The sequence below is a fragment of the Mongoliimonas terrestris genome (assembly GCF_001927285.1).
In the GTDB taxonomy this organism is placed as follows: domain Bacteria; phylum Pseudomonadota; class Alphaproteobacteria; order Rhizobiales; family Pleomorphomonadaceae; genus Chthonobacter; species Chthonobacter terrestris.
Genome location: NZ_MSIG01000004.1, coordinates 190,807 through 216,580, shown reverse-complemented (window position 1 = coordinate 216,580; position 25,774 = coordinate 190,807). Strand labels below are relative to the sequence as shown.

Sequence of the window (25,774 nt, the reverse complement as noted above, 5' to 3'; positions counted from 1 at the left end):
ATGATTTACCCGAGTGCGATGGACATCCGGATGGCCGGGTGGCCGACCGTGCTGTGGACAACCCGGATGGTTGAGTCGCAGGAGTCGGTTAAGCAGGTTTCTTGACGTGGTTTATGAGCGGTCCAGTGCCGGAATCAGGCTTGAGTCTGAGGGGTTTGGATAGCTTTTTGCAGACTCGGCGCCAATTCTCTTGCGAGGCGGAATCAGAGTTTGTTAACCATTTCGGGGTAGCCTGAACTTCGACGTCGACGGCCCGGCAATGCCGGACCCCGTTCCAGACAGAAGTCGGGACGGGGCCGAAAAACACGAGGGGATTGGCATGCGCGTTTTGCTGATCGAGGACGACAGCGCGACCGCACAGAGCATCGAGCTGATGCTGAAGTCCGAGAGCTTCAACGTCTACACGACGGACCTGGGCGAAGAAGGTATCGACCTGGGGAAGCTCTACGACTACGACATCATCCTGCTCGACCTCAACCTTCCGGACATGTCCGGTTATGAGGTGCTGCGGACGCTCCGTGTGTCGAAGGTGAAGACGCCCATCCTGATCCTGTCGGGTCTGGGCAACATCGAGGACAAGGTCCGCGGTCTCGGCTTCGGCGCCGACGACTACATGACCAAACCTTTCCACAAGGACGAGCTGATCGCCCGTATCCATGCGATCGTGCGCCGTTCCAAGGGCCATGCCCAGTCGGTGATCGTGACCGGCGACCTGATCGTGAACCTCGACACCAAGACGGTGGAGGTCAACGGCCAGCGCGTGCACCTGACCGGCAAGGAATACCAGATGCTGGAGCTTCTCTCGCTCCGCAAGGGGACGACCCTCACCAAGGAGATGTTCCTCAACCATCTCTACGGCGGCATGGACGAGCCCGAGCTGAAGATCATCGACGTCTTCATCTGCAAGCTGCGCAAGAAGCTCGCCAACGCCACCGACGGCAAGAACTACATCGAGACCGTGTGGGGCCGCGGCTATGTGCTGCGCGAGCCCGACGACATCCGCGAGATCGCCTGATCCGGGCCGGCCGCCCTCCCCTCGGCGGCCCGCCCGTTTCGGCCAGCCTTCCAGAACCCCGCTCCGGCGGGGTTTTTTCTTGTCTGCCGGCCGCCCTCAAGGCGCACGATGTGCGCTCGTTCTTGACGCGTGCGGCGGCAGCTTCGATAGTCGGTCCAACCGGGGCCCTCGCCGCCGGCAGGAACGATGCCCGTGCGTGTGATATCCGTGATCAACTCCAAGGGCGGCGTGGGCAAGACGACCCTCGCCACCAATCTCGCCTGCGCGATCGCCCGGACGGATGCGCGTCTCCTCCTGGCCGACGCCGACCACCAGAAGAGCCTGACCCGCTGGAACGCGGCCCGCACCGGCTACCCGGCCATCCTCGGCTGCGTGGACTTCCGCAAGCTCGACACCGGCGTCCTCAAGGGTCACAAGGCCGACGTGCTGCTGGTCGACGGCCGGGCGGGGCTGCGCAAGCAGGCCCTGCAGGATCTGATCACCCTGTCCGACGTGCTCGTGGTGCCGCTCTCCCCCTCCCCGCTCGACGTGGACGCCACCGGCACCCTCATGAAGGCGGTGGCGGAGAACAAGGGCGTGCGCAAGAACCGGATCGCCGTCCATTTCGTGCTCAACCGCATGCGCCGCAGCGCCGCCACGCCGCGTATCGTCGCCGAGCTGGAGGCGACCCTCGGCGCGCCGGTCGCCTGCGTGATCCCGGACAGCCAGGAATTCCAGCGCATGGTGCGCGAGGGCGCGGGCATCCGGGAGAGCCGCCACCCGAGCCGGGCCGCCATAGCCGCCGACCTGGACCGCCTCGCGGCGCTCTGTCTCGGCTGAGATCGGACCCACGCGCCGGCCGGAACCGGACGCACCGGCCGGGGCCTGCGACGGCGCGCGCCGCGCTCGCGCTCCGGTTCGTCGTTTCCTTTTCGAACCCGCCATGTTAGCGGATGAGTGCGGCAGACGACGGACCGCCGGAGACCCGTCCGGCGCTTGCCCCGAGAGGACCGATGGCGCATCGCGTGATCCCCTCCTTCGATCGGCTCGCCTTCGTGGCGAGCGACACGGAAGAGGCGCAGGAGGCGCACAAGCGGCTCGTCGAGCTCTATGGGCACGCCGAGCCGGAGGACGCGGACGTGATCATCACGCTCGGCGGCGACGGCCTGATGCTGACGACTCTCCACGCCTTCATGAACACCGACAAGCCGATCTACGGCATGAACCGCGGCTCGGTCGGCTTCCTCATGAACGAATTCCGCTACGACGCCCTTCGCGAGCGGCTGGCCAATTCGGTGGTCACCGCCATTCACCCGCTGATCATGACGGCGGTGGACGCGGCCGGCACCAGCCACGCGGCGCGCGCCATCAACGAGGTGTCGCTGCTCCGCCAGACCTATCAGGCGGCCAAGCTCCGGATCGCCATCGACGGCAAGGTGCGGCTGGAGGAGCTGATCTGCGACGGCGTGATGGTGGCGACCCCGACCGGATCAACCGCCTACAATCTCTCCGCCCACGGCCCCATCCTGCCGATCCACGCGCCGCTGCTCGCCCTGACGCCGATCAGCCCGTTCCGGCCGCGGCGGTGGCGCGGCGCGCTGATGCCGAACCGCTGCACCGTGGTGATCGAGGTGCTGGAGACGGAAAAGCGCCCGGTGAGCGCCGCGGCCGACTTCACCGAGATCCGCGACGTGGTGAAGGTCACCGTGCGGGAAGACCACAAGCAGCGCAGCCTCATCCTGTTCGACCGCGACCACAATTGGGATGAGCGCATCCTCGCCGAGCAGTTCCGCTACTGACCAAGGCCGGGGCGGAAGCCGGGCCGGATCACCCGCCGGGCCGGTACGGAGAACGCTTCGTTAACGACAGCGTGCCAGCATGCCTGCCAGCGGAGGCCCGCCCGTCGCGGGTCTCCCAGCCGGGACCTGCCCCAATGGCCGCACGCAACGGCGCACCGCCCACCGCTGAGCAGCAGCTCATCCAGCCCCACGTGGATCTCCGCCGCAAGGTGCGGGAGGTGAAGAGCCGTGGCGCGGGCGACGACCCGGTGGCGCGCGCCGAGGCGGCGCTGAAGATCCTCTCGTCCAACTTCGACACCTGGATGAAGGACGAGATCGAGGTGGTGGGCACCCGCTTCCAGGCCTGGGTCTCGGCCGAACGGCCGAACGGCGAGTTGCGCAACGCCTTCTTCCGGGCGGTGCACGACCTGAAGGGCCAGGCCACCACCCTCGGCTATCCCCTGGTCGCCGCGGCGGCCGGCAGCCTCTGCGCCTTGCTTGACCGTCTGCCGGACCGGGACACCCTGCCCTTCGACCTCGTCGACCAGCACGTCAAGGCCATCACGGCCATCTACCGGGAATCCGCCAAGGACGAAGGCGACCGGATCGGGTCGGCCCTCGTGGGCGCCCTCAACGATCTGTCCTACGCCTATCTCGCCGAGCACGCGCCCGAGCCGCCACTGGACTAACGCCAAGCGCGTAAAGTCCCGGCCTGTCGGCGCTCTAAAAGCGCAGGGGAAACCCGAACGGGCGCCGGCCGGTCAGGCTGTAACGGTCGGGCGAATCCGAACGTCACCAGCCAAGCATCAAGCCGCGATATCCACGTGCGGCGCCGCGCGGCCCGACCGCTCGCGGGCCTCGGCGGCCTTGGTGCGGGCAGCCTCCGCCTTGGCGCGGGCGGCCTCGCGGGCCGCGTCGGCGGCAAGCCGGCGCAGGAGCGCGAGGAGATCGTCCACATCGCCGGCGGCCATCCGCTGGTAGCGGGTCAGCACCCGTTCGATCATGCGGCGCGGAAAGGCCGGATCGCCTTCCGTGCATTCTTCCTTGGCAAGGTCGCGCCAGGCGGCGAGCGCCGCCAGGAGCGCCCCGTTCACCCGGTCCGGCAGGCCGGCGCGGGCGAAGAGCGCGGTGACGGCGGCGACGCGCCCGTCGACCAGGATGGCATAGACCCGCTCGGCCGGCAGGCCGGTCAGGCGGGCGATCACCGCCTCCAGGAAGCGGATGTTGCCGGTGCAGGCGGTGCGCACCACGAGCGCGGGGGTCAGCTGGCCGGTCGCCCGAAGATGCTCGACCAGATCCTCCAGCTCCTCCTCGCCGGCCCCGGCCGCCAGCACGACGGTGGCCTTCTCGCAGGCCTCCCGGACGACGTTGCCGGCCTTGCGCTCGCTCATCCAGTCGCGCGAGACCATCAGGCCGTTGAGGGCGAGCCCCAGGCGGGCGATCAGCGACTGGCGCACGGTGATCGGCAGGTCCGGGTGGCGGAAGAGGGCGTCGCGCACATCGGGCACGGTGCCGAACCGTTCCGCCGCGGCCGAGAAGGCCTCGTAGGAAAGGTCGGCGCCGCTGTTGGAGACGAGCGCCGCCACCGCCTCCTCGTCGGCTTCCGCCGCGATCACGTCGGCGACGGCGTAGCTCACCCACGGCCGGCAGGCGACGGCGGTCTGCACTCGCGCGACCCCGCCGCGCACCGCCTCGGCAAGTTCGGCGTCAAGGAGGCAAGGGGAGCGGCGCAGCACCGGTTCGGCCACGAACGGCAGGTCCTGGGCGAGCGCCACCACCAGATGGCGCGGCACCGCCTCGTGGATCGAAAGGGCCTCCGCAAGCGCGCGCCGCACCTCCGGCACCGGATCGTCGAGCAGCAGAGTCATGGCGATGTCGAGGTCGTCGCGGGCCTCGTCGGAGAGGGCCGCATGCACGTAGCTGTTGACGAGCGGCGCCACGGCACCGGCGCGCGCCGGGGCGGGTGCCTTGTCCAACCATGCCAGCAGACGGACCGCGACCATGAACAGCCTCCGAAGCGACCACGGGCCCTTGCCGCCGCGCGCGGAGCGGCAGGGCTTCCTGTCCGTCAGAATGCCAGGGGATGATTAACGAGCCGTTCACCACGCTCGCTAACCCGCTGTTCACCCTGATGAGGGCGAAGCCGCGCGGCAGCGGCGTCTAGCCGAACGGCCGGCGGGGGTGGAGGACGGCGAGGCCGGTCCGGTCAGGACTTGATGTTGAGGAAGCGCGTGAGGTCGAGCGGACCCTTGCGCTTCTGCCGCTCCGACGCCTCGAAGGCCGACGGGCCGGGGGTGGAGAGCGACAGGCCGTCCGGGGCCGTCTCGCCGAGGTCGGCAGTGTCGGCGGCCGCCGCCACGTCGAAGAGGCCGGGTGCGCGGGTGAAGGCGCTGAAGAAGGCGGCCGCGCCGTTGACGCGGGCGGCGGGCTGGTCGGTGCGGAACAGACCCTCGAAGGCGGTCTCCGCGTCGGCGGCGGTCCATCCGGCCTGCACCCGGTCGCCGGGATCGGCGTAACCGAGGGCGGTGCCCTCGCCGTCGCCGGTGCCGGCGGCGAACGGATCGTCCGACGCGGCGGGTGCGGCGGCCGTCATCACGGGGGTGGACAGGGCGGGCGCCGTGCCGCCGTGCAGGCGCACGAGCTCGCCATAGACCGCCTCCACCGTGCGGGGCGAACGGCCGTCGTAGAAGATGGACTTGTTGGCCGCCGCCTGGCGCGGGAAGACGTCGGCGGCGGTGGTGCCCGGTGCCTTCTCGGCAAGGCCGATCAGCGAGGCGGCGCCGCGGGCGCCGAGGAAGTGGGCGATGTAGAGCTCGCCCGCGTTCGCCTCGCGGCCGAGGCGCTCGGCGAGATAAGCGCCGTTGCGCCGGGTGAGGGCCCCGGCCATCATGGAGGCGATGTCGGGGTCGTAGCGAAGATCCAGGATCTCCTTGCGGAGCGCCGGATCCGCCACGCTGTAGCGGCCGTTCGCGCCGCGCTCGATGGCGTCGGCGTAGCGGCCGAGGCCGACGGCGCCGCCGGCGTCCTTCATGGTCTCCAGCCAGGTGCTCTCGATGAACTGGAAGAGACCGGCGGCCGACGAGGTCCGGGCATTGGCGTTGGTGTTGAGGGACGACTCGCGCTGGGCGGTTTTCAGGAGGTACTCGAAAGAGGTGCCGGTGGTGTCGCTCGCGGCGGCGAAGGCCTGTTCGATGCGGTTTTCCAGGCCGGCGGCGGACGGCTCCGTCGAAACCGGTCGGGCCGGCGCCGCGTGCGGCGTATAGACCCATTCGAAGGCCGTTTTCATGGATGCAACCCCGGTCGAAAGCCGATGGACGCACCGTGGAGCCGGTATGGTTAACAAGTGGTAAACTATGAATTATGCAATCGCACGCATATTGGAGGGGTCTTCGGTCTGGGCCGATCTTCCGGCCGGCGCGCCCGCCCCGGCAGGCCGGATCGCCGTGCGCGGCGATGACGGGCTGCCGGCGGATCTGGTCCGCGTGCCCCCCGGCCTCGGTGCGGCCGACCTGGAGGCCGCCGCCGCGCGGGCGCGGCTCGGTCTTCTCCTCACGCACCCGCGGACGACCGACGACATCGGCCGCACCGCCGCCGCGCTGGCGGTTGCCGAGGCGCGCCTCGACCGGCCGGAGGAGAGCCTGGGGCTGGCGGTGCTGGTCGGCGGGGCCGACGGCCTCGCGGCAGTCCTGCGGCTCGCCCCCCCGCGGCGGCTGATCGGCCTCGGGCTCGACACCCCGGCGCTGCTCGCCGCCCTCGGCCTCGATCCGGACGCCGACGCCGCGCCGCCGCTGGTGGTCGCGCGCGGCCAGGTGGTGCTCGCGGCGGCCGCCCTCGGCCTGCCGGCCTTCGAGCGGCAGCGCACCGCCGGACCCGCCGACGCGGAGGCGGCCCGGGCGGCGGGATTCACCGCCGTGCTTGCGCCGCCCGCCGTCATGGTGGCGTGACGGGGCGCCGCTTGACCGGGCCACCGGGAAATCGGCCCGGGGCAAGGGCCTGCCTCAGGCGGGCGGCTTCGGGCGGGCCATGTCGAACACCGTATCCACCACGGCGTAGTCCATGTAGCCGAGGCGGGCGAGCGGCCGCAGCTTGGCCGTATCCACCCGCCCGTCGGTGAGGATGCGCTCGTCCAGATGCACGCCCACCACCTCGCCGAGCACCAGGAAGGCGCCGGGCGCGCCGCCCGCAAGGCCAGTGATCGGCACGACGGCGGTGGTGCGGCACTCCAGGGCGGCGAGCGCCTCGCCGACCCGCGGCGCGTCCACGGCCGTGCCGGGCACGGCGGTGAGGCCGGCGATCGGGAATTCGTCCACCTCCGGCGCAACCGTGACCGAGGACGCGTTCATGGCGTCCTTCAGGTCGAAGGTCGCGATATTGACGATGAAGACGCCCGTCTCCTCGGCGTTCCGTACGCTATCCTTCCGGCCCGTGCTGGAGAAGCCCACCACGTGCGGGCGGGTGGAGAAGGCGTTGAAGAAGCTGTAGGGCGAGAGGTTCGCGATGCCCGCCGCCGATCGGGTGGAGATCCACCCGATCGGCCGCGGCGCGACCAGCGCCAGGAAGGGGTCGTGCGGCAGGCCGTGGTCGGGCTGCCGCGGATCGTAGAACATGCGCGTGGTTCCCTCATTCCCGCCACATGCAGGTCGGACGGGTCCGACCTGCATGTGCGCTACGGCCTCGCCGGCCGGCGCCCGTTCGGGCTAGTCCGTGTATCAGCCGGCCGACCATTCGGTGACGATGTCGGCAAGCGCCGGGCGGGGCCGGTCCTGCGGCGGGGCGGAGGGCGTGCCGATGTGGACGAGGCCGGCGATCCGCTCGCCCGCTTTGACGCCCACGATGGCGGCGGCCTCCGCGTCGTAGCTCACCCATTCGCTCAGCCACGAGGCCGCATAGCCCATGGCATGCGCGGCGGTGACGAGGTTCATGGCCGAGGCGCCGGCGGAGAGCTGCTGCTCCCACACGGGGATCTTCACGTGCTCGGCCGCCCGGCTGATCACCGCCACCACCAGCGGCGCACGGGCGAAGCGGCGGCGCTCGTCCTCCAGGCGCTGGGCGGAGGTGGCGGGGTCGCGGGCAAGCAGGAGATCCGCCAGCCGTTCGCCGAGCATGGTCCGCGCGTCCCCCCGGATCAGGATGAAGCGCCAGGGCGCCAGCTTGCCGTGGTCCGGCACGCGGGACGCGATGGTGAGAAGCGTGGTGATCTCGTCCGCCGAGGGGCCGGGCTCGGCGAGGAAGGCCGGCGGGATCGAGCGGCGGGTGGTCAGAAGCGTCAGGGCGTCGGTCATGTCTCTCTCAAGCGTCGGGCACATGCGTGCGGTGGACGGGACCGTCGGGTGGGGAGCCGTCAGCGATCCTGGGGCGAACCTGCCGTCCAATCCTTCTTAAAGGACGATTGGGCGCGGGAGAAAACCCCCTCCGGCCTTCATCAGACTTGAATTCGCCACGAAATTTCCCGATCAACAGAGACGCGGTTCGCCTGCCCGACGATAGTCCGACCTGCCTTGCCTGGACGACGCCCGCCCGCTGCACGACGCCTTTCCTGGACGATGCCTTTTCCTGGACGAAGATGGACCTGACGACGTTGTCCGCACGGCCGGCTTTCTCCCTCCTGCGCCTCGCGCGCACGGGTGTGACCGCTTTTCTCGTCCTCCTCGGGATCCTCTGCCCGGCGTTTGCCCAGTCGTTCGACGGCGGGCTGAACGGCCCCTTGCCGCCCGCCGACGTTCCCGGCCTCGACGGCGGTCCCGGCCAGCCGCTGGACCTGCCGGCGCTCGGCGCGCCCGCCATCCCAGGCCCGCCCCCGCTCGACGCGGTGCCGCCGCTCGATCCGGCACTGGGGCTCGGCGGCGGCACCGGCCTGCCCGAGGCGGCCGCCCCGTTCGCACCCGCCGACGACCTGCTGCCGCCCGCGTTCGGCCTCGACAAGCTGCGCGTGGGCGATCCGGAGATCATCCTCACCGCCCGGCTCACCGCCGACGGTCCGCCGCTCCGCAGCGGCCTCGTCTGGCGCCTGTTCGGCGCCGAGCCGGGTCCGGACGGCCGGCTGAAGCTGGTCGCCACGGCGGAGGGCGGCGACGCGGTCTTCCAGGTGCCGCCCGGGGCCTACCTCGTGCACTGCTGGTTCGGCTACGCCGACCGCACCGTGCGGGTGGAGGTGACGGGCCCGACGGTCACGGAGGCCGTGGTGCTGGAGGCCGGCGGCCTGCAGCTGACGGCGCTCGCCGACGACCAGCGCCTGCCGGACGCGGACGTACGCTTCGACATCCTCGACATGGAGACGGATGCGCGCGGCGAGCGCAAGATCGTGGCCGGCAACATCAAGCCCGGCGAGGTGGTGCGTCTGCCGGCGGACACCTACCACGTGGTCAGCCGCTACGGCCCGATCAACGCGGTCACCCGCGCCGACGTGGAGGTGACCCCCGGCAAGCTGACCGAGGTGACGCTCTACCAGCGTGCCGCGGAGGTGACCCTGAAGCTCGTCGGCGAACCGGGCGGCGAGGCGATCGCCGATACCCGCTGGTCGATCCTCACCCCTGGCGGCGACGTGGTGACCGAGGGCGTCGGCGCCTTCCCGTCCTTCATCCTGGCGGAAGGCGACTATACGGCCATCGCCAAGCATGAGGACACGGTGTTCCAGCGGGTGTTCGGCGTGGAGACCGGACGCGACACCGAGGTGGAGGTGATCGCCAACCGGGAGAGCATGCAGGAATAGGCGGTCGCCCGTCGTCCGCCCTCCCCTGCCCCGGCCAGGTCGCGGCCTTCCACCGATGCCGCACCCCGACGTCCGTCCGTCCCGTCAGTCGGGCGCCTTGGAGATGGCGATCATGCCGCCGCCGAGGCACGAGATGGTGCCGATGAAGTTCTGCGACGTGCCGAGCCGGTCGGACACCACCATCGGCACCAGCCAGGTCTCGTCCGCATAGGTGATGGCGGCCTCGTCGATCCGCGCGTCGTAGGCGTCGGGGATCTCAGGGTCGACCGGCGCCTGATCGCGCAATTCCTGCAGCATGATCTGCCGCACCTGGGCCGTTTCCCACCCGGCACAGGCGGTGTCCTTGCTGAGAACGTAGAACGCGGCGCCCGCGCCCGCGACAGCCAGGACGACACCGAACAGAGTGCTGGCTTTCATGATGGTCCTTCGGATCCCCGATCGCGATCCTTCCCGACAGCGCGTCGGCGCCCAGGGGACGGTCTACGACAGACGGATCGCTCGATTGCAATGGTTTGGAGAGTATCGGCCCGGGTGAAAGCCTGTCAAACGGGCGACGGGCGATTTCAGGGTGAAACGGCGAAGGCCCGCGGCGCCCAGGTCGACCGGAGCGCTGCGGGCCTTCGAACGTGTCGTCCTTGGCCCTTGAAGTCCCGACGGGTCGAAACTCTACGAGCCTGGTGTCGGATCGAGCCGGGGCCTAGAAGGCGCTGCCGGCCGCGAAGCGGGGCGCGGCGGCGGTGGCGCTGCCGGTCGCCATGCCGGCGGTCGGCGCATAGAGGCCGCGCCGGTCGGCCACCGGCTTGAAGGCGTCGGAGAGGCCCACCACGGTCTCGGCCGCGCCAAGCACCATGTAGCCGTCCGGCGCCATGGCCTTGCCGATCCGGTTCAGGATGTCGGCCTTGGTCGGCTGGTCGAAGTAGATCAGCACGTTGCGGCAGAACACGATGTCGAACTGGCCGAGGCTGGCGAAGCTGTCCAGCAGGTTGAACTTGCGCCACTGCACCATGGAGCGCAGTTCGGCGCTGATGGTCCACTGGTCGCCGGTCTGGGTGAAGTATTTCAGGAGGTTCTGGATCGGAAGCCCGCGCTGCACCTCGAACTGGGTGTAGACGCCGGCCTTGGCCCGGTCGAGCACCTCGTTGGAGATGTCGGTGCCGATGATCTCCACCCGCCAGCCGGCGAGCTTCGGACCCATCTCCTTCAGGCACATGGCGATGGAATAGGGCTCCTGGCCGGTGGAGGCGGCCGCGCACCAGATGCGCAGCTGCCGCCGCGCCGACCGACGCTCCAGCATCTGCGGCAGCATCAGCTGGTTGAAGTGGTCGAACGGCACCTTGTCGCGGAAGAAGAACGACTCGTTGGTCGTCATCGCCTCCACGACCGCGTCGGCGAGCAAGGTCTCGCGCGGGTCGCGCAGCTTGGACACCAGCGCCGCGATGGACGCGAGCCCGGCCTTGCGGGCCACCGGCAACAGGCGGCTTTCGATCAGGTACTGCTTTTCGTTGGAAAGGACGAGGCCGGAACGGGTCTTCAGGAATTGGCGGAGAAAGTCATACTCGGCAGGGCTCATGGACGACCTCCGAGCAGGATCTTCGACACCTTGCGGCCGATTTCCGGCAGCGGCAGCACGTCGGAGCACTGGCCGGTGTGCGCGGCGGCACCGGGCATGCCCCAGACCACGCTGGTCTCCTCGTCCTGGGCGATCACGCTGCCGCCCGCCTGCCCGATCTGCGTCACGCCCTGGGCACCGTCGGCGCCCATGCCGGTGAGCACCACCGCCAGGGTGGCGTTGCCGTAGATCTCGGCCACGGTCTTGAACAGCGGATCCACCGCCGGCTTGCAGAAGTTCACCGGCGCCGTGTCGGTGAGGCGGATCACCGTGTCGTTGCCCTGCTTGGCGAGGATCATGTGCTTGCCGCCCGGCGCCACGTAGATGCGGCCCGCCACGATGGTCTCGCCGTCCTTGCCCTCGGCGGCCGGCCGGCCGGCCGACTTGGAGAGATGTTCGGCCAGGATGGCGGTGAAGGTCGGCGGCATGTGCTGGGTGATCACCACGGGCACCTGGCCCATGGCGGAGCCGATTTCCCCGAAGAGGGCGTTCAGCGCCTGCGGTCCGCCGGTGGAACTGCCGATGGCGAGGATGCGCGGCCGGATGCTGGAATAGCTGCGGATGGTGAAGGCGGCCTTCGGCTTGGCGGCCGGGGACGGCCGGCCGATCACGGGCGGCATTGGCGCCGCGGCGGCGGCACCGGTGCGTCCGCTGCGGCTGCGGGCACGCTGGCCGAGGCTCGTCACCTTCTCCACGAGCTCGCGGCGGAAGTCGACCGACGTGGTGACGCCCGCGTTGGTCTCCGGCTTCGGCACATAGTCGGCGGCGCCGAGCTGCAGCGCCTTCAGGGAGATTTCGGCGTTGCGGCGGGTGAGCGTGGAGGCGACCACCACGACGAGGTCGCGCTTCTTCTCCAGAAGCAGCGGCAGCGCCGTCAGGCCGTCCATGTCGGGCATCTCGATGTCGAGAATGACCACGTCCGGATTGGACCGGTTGACGTCCTCCACCGCCAGTCGGCCGTTGCGGTGGCTCGCCACCACGGCAAGGTTTGGATCCTCGTCGATCCATCGACCGACCATGCCGCGGACGACGACGCTGTCGTCCACCACCATGACCCGGATCGGGTTGGTCACCGCGCCCGCGGCATTGGATTGCCGTGCCATCGCCGACATGTTTTATGCCCCCTCTTTATTCTATGTCGTCAGATCAGGCCGACTTCCTGGAACTTCGCTTCCACGATCTCGCGGTCGAACGGCTTCATGATGTACTCGTTGGCGCCAGCCCGGATCGCCTTGGCGATGTGGCTGACGTCGTTCTCGGTGGTGCAGAACACAACCTTGGGGGCATCGCCGCCGTCCAGCTTGCGCAACTGCGACAGGAACTCCAGGCCGTCCATGACCGGCATGTTCCAGTCCAGCAGGATGGCGTCGGGCATCTGCTGCTGGCAGCAGTCCAGAGCCTGCTGCCCGTCTTCGGCTTCGGTGATGGTGAAGGAAAGATCTTCCAGGATCCGCCTCGCCACCTTTCGGATGACGCTCGAGTCGTCGACCACGAGACAGTTCTTCATTGCATTCTCCCAGGTCCGGTCGGTTACCCCCCGCCGGTGATTGTCAGGCCGCGATCTGATCGAGCATCCGGCCAAGCACGCGTTCCACGTCGAGGATGACCATGAGTTGACCGGACAGGCGATGAACGCCGCCGGAGATCTCGGCCCAGCGGCGGTCGAGGTTGGCCGGGTTGGCCTCCCGGCCGTTGGTCTGCAGGTTCAGGACCTCGCCCACCTCGTCGATGATGAGGCCATAGGATTCGCCGCGGTACTCGATGCCCACCGCCATGATGGACGAGTTGCCCTCGCGCGGCGGCAGGCCGAGGCGGCGGCGCATGTTGATCGCCGTCACGATGCGGCCGCGCAGGTTGAGCACGCCGGCGATCTCGGGCGCCGACAGCGGCACCCGGGTCATGCTCTCGGGCACGAACACGTCGTGCACCTTGTGGATCGGCAGGCCGAACAGCTGGCCGCCGATGAGGACGGTCACATACTGGATGCTGTCCGTCAGGGCCTCGTTGGCGGCGGTGCCGGTGGCATTCACGGGGGTCTTGCTCATGCGGCGAGTCCAACTTCGTGGCTGGTGAGTTCCTTGAGGGAGGCGATGAGACCGGGCCGGTCGAACTTGGCCACGTAGTCGTCAAAGCCCGACTGGCGACCGCGCTCGATGGAGGCCGGCGTGCACAGCGCCGAGAGGGCGATGATGGGCGTGTGCCGGAAGCGCGGGTCGCGGCGGAGCATCTCGGCGAGCTCGAAGCCGTTCACGCCCGGCATCTCGATGTCCGACACGATGATGTCGAAGCGCTCGCCCTCGCCGAGCCGGCGCATCGCCTCCGTGGCGGACGCGCAGGTGGTGACGTCGAAGCCGGCGGCCTTCAGCACCGGACCCAGCATGTTGCGGAAGAACGGCGAGTCGTCGATGAAGAGCAGCGACCGGGTGAGCGCCGCCGAGGAGATCTCCTTGCGGGTGAACCAGTCCTCGAAGGCGAGCGGCAGGAAGTGGCCGATGTCGATGATCTCGGTCGCCTTGCCCTTGATGACCGCCGAGCCGAGCACGCCGGGCATTTCCGAGCCGACCTGGATGTCGAGCTGCTCCTCCACGATGTCGACGATCTCGTCGACGACGAGGCCCATGGAGCGGCCCGAGTCGGAGAACACCAGCATGGGCTGGGTGCCTTCCATGCGCCGCTGGACGCCGTGGTTGAGGTAGACCAGCGGCATCAGCGAGCCGCGGTACTGGACGAGATCGCGGCCGTTGGAGTGCTCGATCTTGTCGATGTCGAACTCTTCGAGGCGGGTGACCAGCGACAGCGGCACCGCCTTCGGCTCCGGGGAACCGGCGCGGAACAGCAGCATGGAGACCTTCGCCGGATCGTCGACGGAGCGCAGCTTGTCGCCGTCCTGCTTCTCGCTGACCTCGGCGGCCACCGCCGTGCCGATGGCGCTCGCCACCCCATTCGGGTCGACGATCATGATGACCGAGCCGTCGCCGAGGATGGTGTTGCCGGAGAACATGGTGATGTGGCGCAGCATCTTGGACATCGGCTTGACGACGATTTCCTCGGTGTGGAACACGCCGTCCACCACCATGCCGAAGGTCACGTTGCCGACCTGCATGACCACGATGAAGCCGTCGTCCTCGCTCTTCTCACCCTCCTCGGCGACGCCGAGGATGCGGGCGAGCGGCACGAGCGGCAGCAGCTTGTTGCGCAGGCGAAGGACCGGGGTGTCCTTGATGCGCTCGATCCGGTGCTCCGAGTTGGACTGCACGCGGACGAGTTCCACCACCGACAGCTGCGGGATGGCGAAGCGGTCGCCGGCGCTCTCCACGATGAGCGTCGACACGATGGCGAGCGTCAGCGGGATCTTGATGGTGAAGGTGGAGCCCTTGCCGGCCACCGACTTCAGGTCGATGGTGCCGCCGATCATCTCGATGTTGGTGCGCACCACGTCCATGCCAACGCCGCGGCCGGAGACGCTGGTGACCTTGGCGGCGGTGGAGAAGCCCGGCGCGAAGATGTACTTGAAGATCTGGCCTTCCGACATCTTCTCCAGTTCGGCCTCGGTGGCGAGGCCGTTCTCCACGACCTTCTGCTTGATGCGCTCCACGTTGAGGCCGCGACCGTCGTCGGCGATGTCGATGATGATGTGGCCGCCCTCGTGATAGGCGGACAGCTTGATGGTGCCCTTCTCCGGCTTGCCCGCGGTCTTGCGGTCTTCCGACTTCTCAAGGCCGTGGTCGGCGGAGTTGCGGACCATGTGGGTGAGCGGATCCTTGATCAGCTCCAGCACCTGGCGGTCGAGTTCGGTCTCGGCGCCGTGCATCTCCAGCTCGATCTGCTTGCCGAGTTCGCCGGCGAGATCGCGAACGATGCGGGGCAGCTTCTGCCAGGCGTTGCCGATCGGCTGCATGCGCGTCTTCATGACGCCCTCCTGCAGCTCGGCGGTGACGTTGGAGAGCCGCTGCAGCGGCACCTTGAACTCGCTGTCCTCGTGACGGCGGACGATCTCGAGCAGCTGGTTGCGGGTGAGCACCAGCTCCGACACCATGGTCATGAGGTGTTCCAGCGTCTCCACCGCGACGCGGATCGACTGGCTGGAGACGGAGCCCTTGCCGTCGCCCTTGGCTTCGGCGTCGGCTTCCTTGTCCTCGACCGACTTCTCGGCCTTCTCCGGCTTGCGCTCGGAGGCGAGGTTGAGACGGGCCTCGATCTCGGCCGCGACCTTGACGAGGTCGATGCCCTGCTGGCCGGTGCCGGCCGGGCTGACGGCGGCGCTGACCCGCTCGGCGACCGGCTCGGCGGCGACGGTGACGTCGGTCTCCACCTCCACCTCGGTCTCGCGGAAGGCGCGCTCCAGTTCGTCAAGGGAGACCTCGCCGATCCGCAGCTCGCGCTCCAGCACCTGGCTGACCAGGGTGCCGGTGGTCTCTTCCTTGGCCTTCTTGGATTCGGCCGGCTTCTTGGCGTCGGCCTTGGCTGCCGCCTTGGCAGCGTCGCCGGCCAGCGACATGGCCTCCAGCTGGGAGATCAGGTCGCCGTCCTCGCCTTTCGGCTCGTCGCCCTCCAGCGCCTCCAGCTCGGCCAGGATGCCCTTGATCCGGTCGATGGTCTGGAGAATGAGGCTCACCGCCTCCTTGGTGACGGGCGCTCCCTCGCGGAACTTGCCCATCAGGGTTTCGGCGGCATGGGCAAGCGCTTCCAGCCGCGGCAGCCCCAGGAACCCGCAGGTGCCCTTGATGGTATGGACCAACCGGAAGATGTTATCCAGAATCCGAGCGTTGTTCGGCTCTTGTTCGAACTTGACGAGTTCGACGTCGACCACGTCGAGAGACTCGTTGGTCTCCGTCAGGAATTCCCGAAGCAGGTCATCCATCTCGCACCCCCAGAAGGTCGACGCCCAATTACGCTGGGATCGACTGTTTCCACGACAGGCGCCACCTGTCGCACTCTGGGGAAGTGTCCCGTCAAACGGTTAAGATAGGTTGAAATCCGAAGGCGTCTTCCGACACACCAGCACTTTTCCGTATTTCAGCCTTCGGATTGCGGGCGCGCTTCGATGATAACTGTCTCTTCATCTTTACGAATAGTTACCACCAGGCCGGCTTCACGCGCCAAAGTGCCCGCATAATAAGGCTGAATGGCGTGGGCATCGAGGCCGTCCGCGATCTCCCCGTTGATGAGGTCGAGCACGCGCGGCGGAATGCGCGACGACGGCCCGGTCGCCTCGATGATCTGCGCCGGCTGCGGCATCGGGCCTTCCGTGCGCACGACGATCTTGCCGCCGCGCGGCACCGCGTGCAGCGACACGAGCAACAGGTTCAGCATCAGCTTCACCTGGTTCTTCGGCATCAGGCGCCGCTCGGCCTCCCAGACGAGGTCGGCCTTCTCGCCCTCCATGTAGCGCTTGGCGACGGTCTCGGCGTCGCCGAGGTCGACCTCCGCGCCGGCGGACCCGGCGGCCCCGAAGGCGAGGCGCGCGAACTGCAGCTTGGCGGACGCGGTCTTGGCGCTCTTGCGGATGAGGTCGAAGGCGAACGCCTTCATCTCGTCATTGTCTTCCTCGTCCAGCACCTCCAGGCCATTGATGATGGCACCGACCGGCGAGATGATGTCGTGGCAGACGCGGGAGCAGAGAAGGGCGGCGAAGTCGAGCGGTTCGATCTTGGTCGGCTCGGTCATGGCGTTCACGCTTCCGGGCGTTGATGTCGCAGGGAGGGACCGCTGCCCCGAATCGAAACATCGGCCGTTTGTTGTGAAATACAGGCCCCCAACCGGCCTGCCAACCGTTGAGTGCCGCCGCACGGCCGACGGGAAGCCTTTATGGCATCGCTCACCTTCGACGAAACCAGGCCGCAAGTTGCAACCAAAGCGGTCGAAAGCAACCGCCCTGATTGTCCTCTGCCGGCACTCAATCACATATTCTAATAGCATAGATTAGGTATTGAGATGCGGAATAGTCGGTCAATTAACGACTGTCGGCTAGTGTGCACGCGGAATTCGATCCGCGGAGTGACTTCCTTCATGACGATACGCCTGAAACTCAACATCGCTCTGGCCATGCTGGGAGCGGTCCTCCTCTCCGTCGCGGCCACCGGCTGGATTGCGTTGTCGCTCTCGTCGGAGCGCACGCGTGCCATCGTTGAGGATCGCGTGGTGCCGACCGCCGACCTGAAGGTGGTCGCCGACATGTATGCGGTGAATATCGTCGACGCGGCCCACAAGATCCGCTCCGGCGCCTTCGGTTGGGTGGAGGGCGACCAGGCGATGCGCATGGCGGCCGAGACGATCGAAGAGAAGTGGAGCGGCTATCTCGCCGGCGACCTGACCCCCCAGGAGCGGGCGCTCGCCGACACCGCGATCGCCGCCATGACGGCGGCGGAGCCCCGGCTCGCACGGCTCTTCGCCAGCGTGGCCGCCAAGGACCAAGCCGCGCTCGACGCCTTCGTGACCGATGAGCTCTACCTCACCATCGATCCCATCGGCACGCCGATCAGCGCCCTCGTCGACCTGCAGATCCAGGTGGCCCAGGAGGAGTTCGCGGCCGCCGAGGCGACCCGCCACACCTCCGTCTTCGTGATGGTGGCGGCGGCCGGGCTTTCCGCGATCGTGCTCTTTGCCGCCTTCTGGACCGTGTCGCGCGGCGTCGCGGCGCCCCTTGCGGCCCTTCAGGGCGCGATGGAACGGCTGGCGGCCGGGGACCTTTCCACCGAGATCCCCGGGGTCGGCCGGCGCGACGAAATGGGCGCCATGGCGGGCGCCGTGCAGGTGTTCAAAAAAAGCGGCCTGGAACGGCGCCGCCTGGAGGCCGAGCAGGCCGCCCAGCGCGCCGCCCGCGACGCGCGCGCCGGCACCGTGGATCGGCTGATCAGCACCTTCGACGCGGACGTGAGCCTGATCCTGAAGACCGTGGCGGCCGCCGCCTCGGAGTTGGAGGCGACCGCCGGGTCGCTGTCCTCCACCGCCGAGGAGACTGCCCAGAGCGCCACCACCGTCGGGGCGGCCTCCGAGCAGGCGTCCGCCAACGTGGACACGGTGGCCGCAGCCTCCGAGGAACTCTCCGCCTCGCTGAACGAGATCACCGGGCAGGTTCAGGCCTCCGTCGCCGTCGCCGAAAGGGCCCTGGCGGCCGCCAGCGACAGCGAGCAGGTGGTCGGCGATCTCGTCACCGCGGCCGGGCGCATCGGCAACGTGGTGGAACTGATCAGCGACATTGCCGGTCAGACCAATCTCCTCGCCCTCAACGCCACCATCGAAGCGGCGCGCGCCGGCGAGGCCGGCAAGGGCTTTGCCGTGGTGGCGACGGAGGTGAAGTCGCTCGCCAGCCAGACCGCCAAGGCGACCCAGGAGATCAGCGCTCAGATCGGCGAGATGCAGGGCTCCACCGCCCAGGTGGCGACGGCGATCCGGTCGATCGCCGAGATCATCCGCACCATCACCGGCACGGTCGCGGCCATCTCCGCCGCCGTGGAGGAGCAGAGCGCCGCCACCGACGAGATCGCCCGCAACGTCTCCCAGGCGGCGGTCGGCACCCGGCAGGTCTCGGCCACCATCGGCAGCGTCACGGAGGCCGCCACCCACACCGGCGCGGGCGCCGCCCAGGTGCTCTCCTCCTCGCGCGAGCTGTCGCGCCAGTCCGAGACGCTGAAGGCCAAGGTGGAGACCTTCTTCGCCGAGATCGGCGCCGCCTGAGCTGCGCCGGATCCGGCCCGCGCCTCGCCCGGCGCGCAGCGTCCCCGACCCGCGCTCAGCGGGACAGGGTCGCGGCGAGCGCCGGCCAGCGCTCCAGGGCCTGGCGGAGCACCGCGTCGGGCGCGGCCGCGAAGGTGGCCGCGTCGCCGGCCGTGGCGAAGAACATGAGCCGCGAGGCGTGGATGGTGAACCGGGTCGGGTCGCCCGCCTGCAGCACCCCGCGCGCCAGACTGGTCACGCAGTGCCCGCCGAACAGCGGCGCGTAGACCGCCGGCGCGTCCGCGAAGGCGGCCGCGTTGCCGATGTTGGCGAAGCGCCAGTAGCCGCCGTCCCACACCACCTCGTGGCGTGCCGAGCCGACCACCGCCACCCCGTCGGTGAAATAGGCGACCGGATCGTAGCCGCCGAGCGCAAGTCCGGTGTAGGGATCGTGCACGATGCGCTCGTTCAGCGCCTCGGAGGCCGCGACCGGCGCGGGAGCGGCCGCGAAAAGCGTCGCGCACGCCGCCAGAACGAGGACCGGGCCCGTGTGGCGCCGTCGCCGCCGCGTTGCCGCCGGATTCGCGCTACACATGACGGTCACTGGCAATTCGATTCGATGATCACGTTGGGTCGTCGACACTAGGGGCCGCCGCGTGACGGTCGGGTTAACGGGCCCGCCGGCGGCGACACGGGAGGGCAGGCATGAGGCGGATCATCGGACGGCTCCAGGTCGCGGCGACGGTTCTTTCCCTGGCGGCTTTTCTGGCGGCAGGACCGGGATCCCTGGTCGGGGCCGGCCCGGCCGTCGCCTTCGCCCAGCAGACGCGGGCGCCGCAGCCCGGCAGCGGCACCAATTTCTCCAGCGAAGAGCTGGTGAATGCCGGCAACGCCTTTTTCGGCGAGGTGTCGAGCGGCCTTGCCACCGTCATCGAGAAGGCGGTGGCCGACTACGGCCAGCCGAACGGATACGTGCTTGGCCAGGAGGGCGGCGGCGCCTTCTTCGGTGGCCTGCGCTACGGCGAGGGCATGCTCTACACCCGCAACGCCGGCAGCCACCAGGTCTACTGGCAAGGCCCGTCGCTCGGCCTCGACGTGGGGGCGGAAGGCTCGCGCACCATGGTGCTCGTCTACAATCTCCCGTCGGTGCCGGCCATCTACAACCGCTACGGCGGCGTCGCCGGCTCCGCCTATCTCGTCGGCGGCTTCGGCATCACGGCCCTGAGGGCCGGCGACGTCACGCTGGTGCCGGTCCGCTCTGGCGTCGGCGCCCGGCTCGGCATCAATGTGGGCTACCTGAAGTTCACGGCGGAACCGACCTGGAACCCGTTCTGACGGCCGGCGCGGGCCTCTCGAAGCCAGCCTGTGACGGTCGAACGCCCCCGATCGTCACGCGCGCGACGGCCCCCTGCGCCGGCGCCCGGTCGAGCTTGGTTTAAGGATCCTTTTCCCGTCCGCCGTTATGGTGCATCGTCCGAAGGGCCGGCGTTTCGTCGACCCCGGTCCCCGCCGACCCGGCATTCGTCTTCTTCGGATCCGATGTGATCGAAAGCGCCCTCGTCTTCACCCTCGGTGCTCTGTCGGCCGGGCTCCTCGCCCTCCTGGTCTTTCCGGCCTTCACCCGGCGCGCCGCCCGGCTGGCCCGGCGGGACGCGGAGGCCCGGCTGCCGCGGTCGCTGAACGAGATCGCCGCCGCCAAGGATGGCGTGCGCGCCGTGTTCGCCGCCCGCACCGCCCGGGTGGAGGTGGAGAACGCCTATCTCGGCGACCGGCTGACCGAGGAGCGGATGGCGCGCGCCGAGGACGGACTGCAGCTCTCCGCCGCGCGTGCCGAGGTGCAGTCGCTCGCCGAAGCGCTCCGGGAGATGGAAGAGAGGCTCACAGCCACCCGTGACCGGCTGCTCGACCGGGACGAGGCGATCGCCCGCCTGACGGTGGAGCGGCGCGACCTGGAACGGCGCTTCGCCGCGCTTGCCGAACGGGCCCGCGCGGCCGAGATCCAGAGCCTGGAGGCCGAGGAGGCGCTGTTCGCGCTCCGCGATCAACTCGGCGCACGGTCCTATGGCCCCGGCTCCAAGACTGCCACCGCGTCGAGACCCAAGCCCCGCGACGACGACGACCTCGTCACCGACGTGGACTATGTGGAGGTCGACCCGGCGCCGGAACCGGCCCCCGCGCCGGACCCGTTTCCGTCGCTTGCCCGGCGCGCACCCCAGGCGATGGACACGCCCGTCAGCCTTGCCGGATTGCGGTCGCCCTTCGCGGCCTCCGTGCCGCCACCCGTCGCCGCGCCGACGCCGCCGATCGCCATGCCGGCGCCTGCCGAGCCGCTGCCAGCCGACGACGCCCCGGCCGTGCAGGAACCGCTGGTGGAGGCAAGCGCCGACAGCCTGACGCTGTCGCACCCGACCCGGATGGACGTGGTTCTGGAGGACGGCATCGCGCCGGACCGGAACGACGGCTCGGGCCAGTCCCCCGCGGCGGCCTTCCCGGCCGCGACCTCCCCGTTGGACATCGGCGCCGCCGCCCCCCAGGCTGACTGGTCCGGCCGGATCGACGAGATCGCCGACCGCATCCGCCGCTTCCGTGCCGCCGTGGGCCAGGGCCGTCCGCCGGCCGAGCGCCACGACCGCGCCAGCGAACCCACGGCCCCGGCCGACGTGCGCCAGGACGCCTGAGGCAACGACAGGCCCGACAGGCGCGTGCGGCGGTCATCGCCGGCGCGGGCGGATCCGCGAGAACGACCGTGCAGTGGCCCGGCCGCGCGGGCCGGGCCACTCTTTTCCGTCGATGGATCAGGAGTTCCGTTCCATGGCGCCCACCAGCATGTCGGCGTTGTGGCGCATCATGTCGAGGTAGGTGGCGCCGGGCTCGGAGGCGGCCGAGAGGGCGTCGGAATAGAGCGCGCCGCCGATGGTGGCGCCGCTTTCGCGGGCGATCTGCTCCAGGAGGCGCGGGTCGGACACGTTTTCCACGAAGAGCACCTTCACCCCCGTCTCGCGCACCTGCCGCACCAGCGCGGCCACGTCCGCCGCCGAGGCCTCGCTCTCGGTGGAGACGCCCTGGGGCGCCAGGAAGGAAACCCCGTAGGCGGCACCGAAATAGCCGAAGGCGTCGTGGCTGGTGATCACCGTCCGCCGCGCCTGCGGGATCGCCTCGACCCGCGACCGGATCTCCGCGTCGAGCGCGGCGATCTCGCCCTTGTAGGCGTCGGCGTTCGCCCGGTAGCTGTCGCAGCCGGCGGCATCCGCCGCGCAGAGACCGTCGGCGATGGCCGCCACATAGAGCTGGGCATTGCCGAGGCTCTGCCACGCGTGCGGGTCGATCGGCCCGTGATCGTGGCCATCCGCCTCCGCATGCTCCTCACCCTCGTGAGCATGCTCGCCCTCGTGCGCATGCTCCGCCTCGTGCGCATGCTCCTCGCCCTCGTGCGCATGCTCGCCTTCATGGGCGTGCTCGTCCTCGTGCGCGCCCTCCTCCTCGTTGGCGAGCGGCTTCACGGCCGCGGCGGCGGTGACGATCGGGCCCTTGTATTCGGAGGCGGTGAGAAGCCGATCGAGGAAGCCCTCGAAGCCGAGGCCGTTGACCACCACCAGGTCGGCGGAGAGCACGGTGCGGGCGTCGGCCGGGGTCGGCTGGTAGACGTGGGCGTCGCCGTTCGGCCCGACCAGCGCGGTGACAGTGACCCGTTCGCCGCCGACGCGGGAGACCATGTCGCCCAGGATGGAGAAGGTGGCCACGACCTTCAGCGGTTCGGCCGCCTGGACGCCAGCCGGGACCGCGAGAAGCGCGGCCGATGCGAGGAGTGCGCTCAGCTTCATGGATGATGCTCCGTTGAACAATCGAACGTCAGCCCGCCCGGTGCGGGGCCGGAAGCCGCTGCGGCACCAGGCCGCCCACCGGCCCGAGCAGCACCGAGACGATGTAGATGCCGCCGGCCACCAGGATGATCGCCGGACCGGACGGCAGGTTGGCGTGGAACGAGACCAGAAGGCCCGCCATGGAGGAGAGCACCGCCACCAGCACGGCGACGGCGCAGAGGCCGCCCACGTCCCGCGCCCAGAACCGGCTGGCGGCCGCCGGCAGCATCATGATGCCGACCGACAGGAGCGTGCCGAGCGCCTGGAAGCCCGCCACCAGGTTCAGCACCACCAGCACCATGAACACCATGTGGGTCGCCGCGCCGCTGCCGCTGACGACCCGGAGGAAGCCCGGATCCACACATTCCAGCACCAGGGCGCGCCAGACGGTGGCGAGCGCCAGGAGGGTGACGGTGGCGATGCCCGCGATGAAGAGAAGGGCCGCGTCGTCGAGCGCCAGCACGGTGCCGAAGAGCACGTGCATCAGGTCCACCGACGAGCCCTTCCAGGAGACGATCAGGACGCCGAGAGCGAGCGAGATCAGGTAGAAGGCCGCAAGGCTGGTGTCCTCGCGCAGCACCGTGGTGCGCGCCACGAGCCCGGTCAGCAGCGCCACCAGAAGGCCCGCCGCGATCCCGCCGACCGTCATGGCCAGAAGGTCGAGGCCCGCGATGAGAAAGCCGATCGCCGCGCCCGGCAGGATGGCGTGGGCCATGGCGTCGCCGGTCAGGCTCATGCGCCGGAGGCTGAGGAAGACGCCGATCGGCGCCGCGCCGACCGAGAGCACCATGACGCCGACGAGCGCCCGCCGCATGAAGCCGAAGTCCGCGAATGGCGCCACCAGGAGATCGTAGGCGGTCACGGTGCGGCCTCGTGCCGGTGCGCGGCGTGCCCGTGGCCCGGCGCGGCGTGCCTATGGTCCGGCCCATCGTGCCGGCAGACCGGCGCGTCGTCGTCCCAGGCCTCCGTCATCTGGCGGGCGGTCCTGAGGGCGGCGGGGGTCAGAACGGTGTCGGTCGGCCCGAAGGCCACCACGCGGCGGGCGATCAGCATCACGGTCGGGAAGGCGGCGCGCACCTGGCCGAGATCGTGGAGCACGGTCAGCACTGTCCGGCCCTCCGCCTGCCAGCGGAGGACGAGGTCGAGCAGCGCCTCGGCGGTGCTGTCGTCGAGGGCGGTGAACGGCTCGTCGAGGAGGATGAGCGGGCTGTCCTGCAGCATCAGGCGGGCGAACAGCACCCGCTGCATCTGGCCGCCCGAGAGGGTGTCGAGCGTGCGCCGCTCGAAGCCGGCGAGCCCCACGGCGCCGAGCGCCTCGGCGACCCGCACGTCCGACGGCCGGCGGAACGCGCCGAACAGGCCCACCGTGCGCCAGAGCCCCATGGCGACGAAGTCGAACACCGGGATGGGAAAGCTGCGGTCGATCTCCGACTGCTGCGGCAGATAGGCGATCCGCCGGCGCGGGCAGCCCTCCACGCGGACCTCCCCGTCGATCGGCTGGATAAGCCCCGCCACCGCCTTCAGGAGCGTCGACTTGCCGGCGCCGTTCGGGCCGATCACCGCCACCAGGCTGCCGGGCTCGATGTCGCCGTCCACGTGGTGCACGGCCGGATGCCGGTCGTAGCCGACGGTGGCGTTGCGGAAGCGCACCGCGGCGGCGTGGACGGCCCCGGGAGCGGCGCCAAGACGGTTCAGCATGGCGTTCACCCGATGACCGCTAAGGTGGCGCCCCAGAGCGCCGCGACGGTCACCGCCGCGATGGCGAGGCGCTGGCCGAGCCCGAACCGCAGGAGCGACGGCGCGATGCGGACCGTGCGGGTTTCGCCCCCGCCCAGGCCAAGCCCGCCGGGCAGCGCCCGAAGCGTCCCGAGCGGACCGCCGATGGACGCGATCGCTTCACCGAGCGGCTGGCGATGGTCGTGACCCTGTCCATGGTCGTGGCCATGAGCATGGTCATGACCGTTCCCCTGGCCGTGCCCATGATCGTGGTCGTGGCCTGCCGTGGCGCGCGCGGGCCCGCCCTCGGCCCGCGCGCCGCCGGGCGGGTGGCGAACGCCGTCAGGTGGAACAGGGGCGTCACCCTGGCGATCGAACACGTCCACTGTCATCCCATCCGTCCCGTCGCAGGTGCCACCAAAAGGGGCCGCCATGCCGTCTTCGGTCGGCAGTGGATGTAACACTATAACAGTTGACGGTCAACAGAACAGCGAATCGACGCACGGCCCAAGACGACGCCACGCGTCTCTTGCGGCCGCCTCCTGCCCCTATTGTCGAATCCCTCTCGGGTCAGTTGCTGATTCCATTTTGTCGTATCTTTGGTTAGGACTGGAATGAAGGCGCGTGTCGGTCGTTCTCCCGAGACAGGCTCGTTTCCGCCGCTTTGACGCCGGGACCGCACGGCGTGGCCATACCCTTGTCGGCCATTCAGGCGGGTCCGGGGTTGCCGAAAAGGCTTGGTCAAGCATGCGGACGTGGCGCGAAGCGACTGCATCGACAGGGAGATTTATTTGTCGTATTTAATCTGCATATTCGGAAACTACGCGCGCGATCGAGGTTGCCTCCGCACCCGTGTGACCGTCTCCGCTTCCGCCCCTTCCCCGCCTTCTTCAAGACCCCGGACGTAAAGTGCATACAAAATACGAGTCCGAGACCAACTCGACCGCAACCGTCGCCGCGCCGACCGACCGGCCCAGCCTCGTCACGGCTCTGCTGCGTGCCCGGGAAGCGGTGATGCGCCAGCTACGGCCCGCCCTGCGCCAGCACGGTCTGACCGAGCAGCAGTGGCGCGTTCTCAGCCAGCTGCAGACCACCACCGAGCTCGCCGCGTCCGACCTTGCGGCGGCCACGTGCCTGCGCGCCTCGTCGCTGTCGCGCATCATCAAGGACCTGGAGATGCGCGGCTACATCAGCCGCCGCTCCCAGATCGACGATCTCCGCCGCACCCTGGTGTCGATCACGGACCGGGGCCGGAAGACCATGAAGGCGCTGGAGCCCGCCACCGGCGAGGTCTACGACAGCATCGCGGAGCGGTTCGGCACCGAGCGGATCGACCTGATGATCGAGCTGTCCGTCTCGCTGGTGACGGCCCTCGTCGGCCGCGCCACCCTGCCGCCCGACGAGAACGGCGGCGAGGACTGAGACCGACCACGTGAGGTCCTGACCCGCCGA

At 69.5% G+C, this 25,774-nt stretch carries 26 protein-coding genes; 10 read left to right on the top strand and 16 right to left on the bottom strand.

The window, feature by feature from the left end:
* Positions 1-319: 319 nt before the first annotated feature.
* The 4 genes from ctrA (at position 320) to BUQ68_RS07455 (ending at position 3,461) form a co-directional block, all read left to right on the top strand.
* Positions 320-1,015 carry a response regulator transcription factor CtrA gene (gene ctrA / locus BUQ68_RS07470; RefSeq protein ID WP_075215318.1) on the top strand — a complete coding sequence of 232 codons (696 nt, stop codon included), beginning with the start codon at positions 320-322 and terminating at the stop codon, positions 1,013-1,015.
* Between the two features lie 192 nt (positions 1,016-1,207).
* Complete coding sequence (locus tag BUQ68_RS07465) at positions 1,208-1,834, top strand: ParA family protein (RefSeq protein ID WP_175577759.1); 627 nt, start codon at positions 1,208-1,210, stop codon at positions 1,832-1,834.
* 173 nt (positions 1,835-2,007) lie between these two features.
* Positions 2,008-2,793, top strand: a complete 786-nt coding sequence (locus BUQ68_RS07460) for an NAD kinase (RefSeq protein ID WP_075215316.1) — start codon at positions 2,008-2,010, stop codon at positions 2,791-2,793.
* Positions 2,794-2,927: 134 nt separating this feature from the next.
* Positions 2,928-3,461, top strand: a complete 534-nt coding sequence (locus BUQ68_RS07455) for an Hpt domain-containing protein (protein ID WP_075215315.1) — start codon at positions 2,928-2,930, stop codon at positions 3,459-3,461.
* A 117-nt stretch (positions 3,462-3,578) separates the two neighbouring features.
* On the opposite strand, the gene BUQ68_RS07450 is transcribed toward BUQ68_RS07455, so the two are convergent.
* Together BUQ68_RS07450 and BUQ68_RS07445 are read right to left on the bottom strand one after the other, a co-directional pair.
* Positions 3,579-4,775 (bottom strand): DUF2336 domain-containing protein, encoded by a 1,197-nt coding sequence (locus BUQ68_RS07450; RefSeq protein ID WP_075215314.1) that lies wholly within the window; start codon positions 4,773-4,775, stop codon positions 3,579-3,581.
* A gap of 203 nt (positions 4,776-4,978) precedes the next feature.
* Positions 4,979-6,058, bottom strand: a complete 1,080-nt coding sequence (locus BUQ68_RS07445) for a lysozyme family protein (protein ID WP_210215596.1) — start codon at positions 6,056-6,058, stop codon at positions 4,979-4,981.
* A 157-nt stretch (positions 6,059-6,215) separates the two neighbouring features.
* On the opposite strand from BUQ68_RS07445, the gene BUQ68_RS07440 reads away from it, so the two are divergent.
* Positions 6,216-6,716, top strand: coding sequence for a hypothetical protein (locus BUQ68_RS07440; protein WP_139315175.1), 501 nt, complete (start codon positions 6,216-6,218; stop codon positions 6,714-6,716).
* A 54-nt stretch (positions 6,717-6,770) separates the two neighbouring features.
* On the opposite strand, the gene BUQ68_RS07435 is transcribed toward BUQ68_RS07440, so the two are convergent.
* Both BUQ68_RS07435 and BUQ68_RS07430 read right to left on the bottom strand, forming a co-directional pair.
* Complete coding sequence (locus BUQ68_RS07435) at positions 6,771-7,379, bottom strand: flavin reductase family protein (protein WP_075215312.1); 609 nt, start codon at positions 7,377-7,379, stop codon at positions 6,771-6,773.
* Positions 7,380-7,481: 102 nt separating this feature from the next.
* A complete protein-coding gene (locus BUQ68_RS07430) occupies positions 7,482-8,054 on the bottom strand; it encodes a nitroreductase family protein (RefSeq protein WP_075215311.1) in 573 nt (190 codons plus the stop codon).
* Positions 8,055-8,335: 281 nt separating this feature from the next.
* On the opposite strand from BUQ68_RS07430, the gene BUQ68_RS07425 reads away from it, so the two are divergent.
* Positions 8,336-9,481 carry a hypothetical protein gene (locus BUQ68_RS07425; protein WP_083656377.1) on the top strand — a complete coding sequence of 382 codons (1,146 nt, stop codon included), beginning with the start codon at positions 8,336-8,338 and terminating at the stop codon, positions 9,479-9,481.
* Positions 9,482-9,565: 84 nt separating this feature from the next.
* Here BUQ68_RS07425 and BUQ68_RS07420 read toward each other — a convergent pair whose 3' ends face one another.
* The 7 genes from BUQ68_RS07420 to chpT all read right to left on the bottom strand — a co-directional run bounded on the left by BUQ68_RS07420 (position 9,566) and on the right by chpT (position 16,757).
* Complete coding sequence (locus BUQ68_RS07420; protein ID WP_075215310.1) at positions 9,566-9,898, bottom strand: hypothetical protein; 333 nt, start codon at positions 9,896-9,898, stop codon at positions 9,566-9,568.
* A 280-nt stretch (positions 9,899-10,178) separates the two neighbouring features.
* Positions 10,179-11,051, bottom strand: a complete 873-nt coding sequence (locus BUQ68_RS07415) for a CheR family methyltransferase (RefSeq protein ID WP_075215309.1) — start codon at positions 11,049-11,051, stop codon at positions 10,179-10,181.
* On the bottom strand, positions 11,048-12,202 hold the full coding sequence (locus tag BUQ68_RS07410; protein ID WP_075215308.1) for a protein-glutamate methylesterase/protein-glutamine glutaminase: 1,155 nt from the start codon (positions 12,200-12,202) through the stop codon (positions 11,048-11,050). The genes BUQ68_RS07415 and BUQ68_RS07410 overlap by 4 nt, the downstream gene beginning before the upstream one ends.
* A gap of 29 nt (positions 12,203-12,231) precedes the next feature.
* Positions 12,232-12,597: a response regulator gene (locus BUQ68_RS07405; protein ID WP_075215307.1), complete on the bottom strand. Its 366-nt coding sequence runs from the start codon at positions 12,595-12,597 to the stop codon at positions 12,232-12,234.
* 43 nt (positions 12,598-12,640) lie between these two features.
* Positions 12,641-13,135 (bottom strand): chemotaxis protein CheW, encoded by a 495-nt coding sequence (locus BUQ68_RS07400; RefSeq protein ID WP_075215306.1) that lies wholly within the window; start codon positions 13,133-13,135, stop codon positions 12,641-12,643.
* Positions 13,132-15,951, bottom strand: a complete 2,820-nt coding sequence (locus BUQ68_RS07395) for a hybrid sensor histidine kinase/response regulator (protein WP_075215305.1) — start codon at positions 15,949-15,951, stop codon at positions 13,132-13,134. Before BUQ68_RS07395 ends, BUQ68_RS07400 begins: the two co-directional genes overlap by 4 nt.
* A 155-nt stretch (positions 15,952-16,106) precedes the next feature.
* A complete protein-coding gene (gene chpT, locus BUQ68_RS07390) occupies positions 16,107-16,757 on the bottom strand; it encodes a histidine phosphotransferase ChpT (RefSeq protein WP_075215304.1) in 651 nt (216 codons plus the stop codon).
* Positions 16,758-17,099: 342 nt separating this feature from the next.
* Between chpT and BUQ68_RS07385 the strand changes: the two genes are divergently transcribed.
* Positions 17,100-18,767: a methyl-accepting chemotaxis protein gene (locus BUQ68_RS07385; protein ID WP_075215303.1), complete on the top strand. Its 1,668-nt coding sequence runs from the start codon at positions 17,100-17,102 to the stop codon at positions 18,765-18,767.
* A 55-nt stretch (positions 18,768-18,822) separates the two neighbouring features.
* Here the strand turns inward: BUQ68_RS07385 and BUQ68_RS07380 are convergent, their stop codons facing one another.
* The gene (locus BUQ68_RS07380) at positions 18,823-19,341 is read right to left on the bottom strand and encodes a YHS domain-containing (seleno)protein (protein ID WP_075215302.1); all 519 of its coding nucleotides are present in this window, start codon (positions 19,339-19,341) and stop codon (positions 18,823-18,825) included.
* A 110-nt stretch (positions 19,342-19,451) separates the two neighbouring features.
* Here BUQ68_RS07380 and BUQ68_RS07375 point away from each other — a divergent pair, with 110 nt between their 5' ends.
* Both BUQ68_RS07375 and BUQ68_RS23620 read left to right on the top strand, forming a co-directional pair.
* Positions 19,452-20,081, top strand: coding sequence for a DUF1134 domain-containing protein (locus BUQ68_RS07375; RefSeq protein ID WP_075215301.1), 630 nt, complete (start codon positions 19,452-19,454; stop codon positions 20,079-20,081).
* A gap of 206 nt (positions 20,082-20,287) precedes the next feature.
* The gene (locus BUQ68_RS23620) at positions 20,288-21,424 is read left to right on the top strand and encodes a hypothetical protein (RefSeq protein WP_075215300.1); all 1,137 of its coding nucleotides are present in this window, start codon (positions 20,288-20,290) and stop codon (positions 21,422-21,424) included.
* Between the two features lie 117 nt (positions 21,425-21,541).
* On the opposite strand, the gene BUQ68_RS07365 is transcribed toward BUQ68_RS23620, so the two are convergent.
* From BUQ68_RS07365 to BUQ68_RS23230, 4 genes are read right to left on the bottom strand one after another with little or no spacing between them, the layout of a single operon-like run.
* Positions 21,542-22,567 carry a metal ABC transporter substrate-binding protein gene (locus tag BUQ68_RS07365; protein ID WP_075215299.1) on the bottom strand — a complete coding sequence of 342 codons (1,026 nt, stop codon included), beginning with the start codon at positions 22,565-22,567 and terminating at the stop codon, positions 21,542-21,544.
* Positions 22,568-22,595: 28 nt separating this feature from the next.
* A complete protein-coding gene (locus BUQ68_RS07360; RefSeq protein ID WP_075215486.1) occupies positions 22,596-23,420 on the bottom strand; it encodes a metal ABC transporter permease in 825 nt (274 codons plus the stop codon).
* 44 nt (positions 23,421-23,464) lie between these two features.
* On the bottom strand, positions 23,465-24,304 hold the full coding sequence (gene aztA, locus BUQ68_RS07355; RefSeq protein WP_075215298.1) for a zinc ABC transporter ATP-binding protein AztA: 840 nt from the start codon (positions 24,302-24,304) through the stop codon (positions 23,465-23,467).
* A gap of 5 nt (positions 24,305-24,309) precedes the next feature.
* The gene (locus BUQ68_RS23230) at positions 24,310-24,714 is read right to left on the bottom strand and encodes a hypothetical protein (RefSeq protein ID WP_139315173.1); all 405 of its coding nucleotides are present in this window, start codon (positions 24,712-24,714) and stop codon (positions 24,310-24,312) included.
* A gap of 517 nt (positions 24,715-25,231) precedes the next feature.
* On the opposite strand from BUQ68_RS23230, the gene hpaR reads away from it, so the two are divergent.
* Positions 25,232-25,744 carry a homoprotocatechuate degradation operon regulator HpaR gene (gene hpaR, locus BUQ68_RS07345; RefSeq protein WP_075215296.1) on the top strand — a complete coding sequence of 171 codons (513 nt, stop codon included), beginning with the start codon at positions 25,232-25,234 and terminating at the stop codon, positions 25,742-25,744.
* The last annotated feature ends 30 nt before the right edge of the window (positions 25,745-25,774 follow it).

Coding starts and splice junctions, on each gene's coding strand:
- ctrA (WP_075215318.1), top strand. CDS start 320: ATGCGCGTTTTGCTGATCGAGGACGACAGCGCGACCGCACAGAGCATC.
- BUQ68_RS07460 (WP_075215316.1), top strand. CDS start 2,008: ATGGCGCATCGCGTGATCCCCTCCTTCGATCGGCTCGCCTTCGTGGCG.
- BUQ68_RS07455 (WP_075215315.1), top strand. CDS start 2,928: ATGGCCGCACGCAACGGCGCACCGCCCACCGCTGAGCAGCAGCTCATC.
- BUQ68_RS07450 (WP_075215314.1), bottom strand. CDS start 4,775: ATGGTCGCGGTCCGTCTGCTGGCATGGTTGGACAAGGCACCCGCCCCG.
- BUQ68_RS07445 (WP_210215596.1), bottom strand. CDS start 6,058: ATGAAAACGGCCTTCGAATGGGTCTATACGCCGCACGCGGCGCCGGCC.
- BUQ68_RS07435 (WP_075215312.1), bottom strand. CDS start 7,379: ATGTTCTACGATCCGCGGCAGCCCGACCACGGCCTGCCGCACGACCCC.
- BUQ68_RS07430 (WP_075215311.1), bottom strand. CDS start 8,054: ATGACCGACGCCCTGACGCTTCTGACCACCCGCCGCTCGATCCCGCCG.
- BUQ68_RS07425 (WP_083656377.1), top strand. CDS start 8,336: ATGGACCTGACGACGTTGTCCGCACGGCCGGCTTTCTCCCTCCTGCGC.
- BUQ68_RS07420 (WP_075215310.1), bottom strand. CDS start 9,898: ATGAAAGCCAGCACTCTGTTCGGTGTCGTCCTGGCTGTCGCGGGCGCG.
- BUQ68_RS07415 (WP_075215309.1), bottom strand. CDS start 11,051: ATGAGCCCTGCCGAGTATGACTTTCTCCGCCAATTCCTGAAGACCCGT.
- BUQ68_RS07410 (WP_075215308.1), bottom strand. CDS start 12,202: ATGTCGGCGATGGCACGGCAATCCAATGCCGCGGGCGCGGTGACCAAC.
- BUQ68_RS07405 (WP_075215307.1), bottom strand. CDS start 12,597: ATGAAGAACTGTCTCGTGGTCGACGACTCGAGCGTCATCCGAAAGGTG.
- BUQ68_RS07400 (WP_075215306.1), bottom strand. CDS start 13,135: ATGAGCAAGACCCCCGTGAATGCCACCGGCACCGCCGCCAACGAGGCC.
- BUQ68_RS07395 (WP_075215305.1), bottom strand. CDS start 15,951: ATGGATGACCTGCTTCGGGAATTCCTGACGGAGACCAACGAGTCTCTC.
- chpT (WP_075215304.1), bottom strand. CDS start 16,757: ATGACCGAGCCGACCAAGATCGAACCGCTCGACTTCGCCGCCCTTCTC.
- BUQ68_RS07385 (WP_075215303.1), top strand. CDS start 17,100: ATGACGATACGCCTGAAACTCAACATCGCTCTGGCCATGCTGGGAGCG.
- BUQ68_RS07380 (WP_075215302.1), bottom strand. CDS start 19,341: ATGTGTAGCGCGAATCCGGCGGCAACGCGGCGGCGACGGCGCCACACG.
- BUQ68_RS07375 (WP_075215301.1), top strand. CDS start 19,452: ATGAGGCGGATCATCGGACGGCTCCAGGTCGCGGCGACGGTTCTTTCC.
- BUQ68_RS07365 (WP_075215299.1), bottom strand. CDS start 22,567: ATGAAGCTGAGCGCACTCCTCGCATCGGCCGCGCTTCTCGCGGTCCCG.
- BUQ68_RS07360 (WP_075215486.1), bottom strand. CDS start 23,420: ATGCGGCGGGCGCTCGTCGGCGTCATGGTGCTCTCGGTCGGCGCGGCG.
- aztA (WP_075215298.1), bottom strand. CDS start 24,304: ATGCTGAACCGTCTTGGCGCCGCTCCCGGGGCCGTCCACGCCGCCGCG.
- BUQ68_RS23230 (WP_139315173.1), bottom strand. CDS start 24,714: ATGACAGTGGACGTGTTCGATCGCCAGGGTGACGCCCCTGTTCCACCT.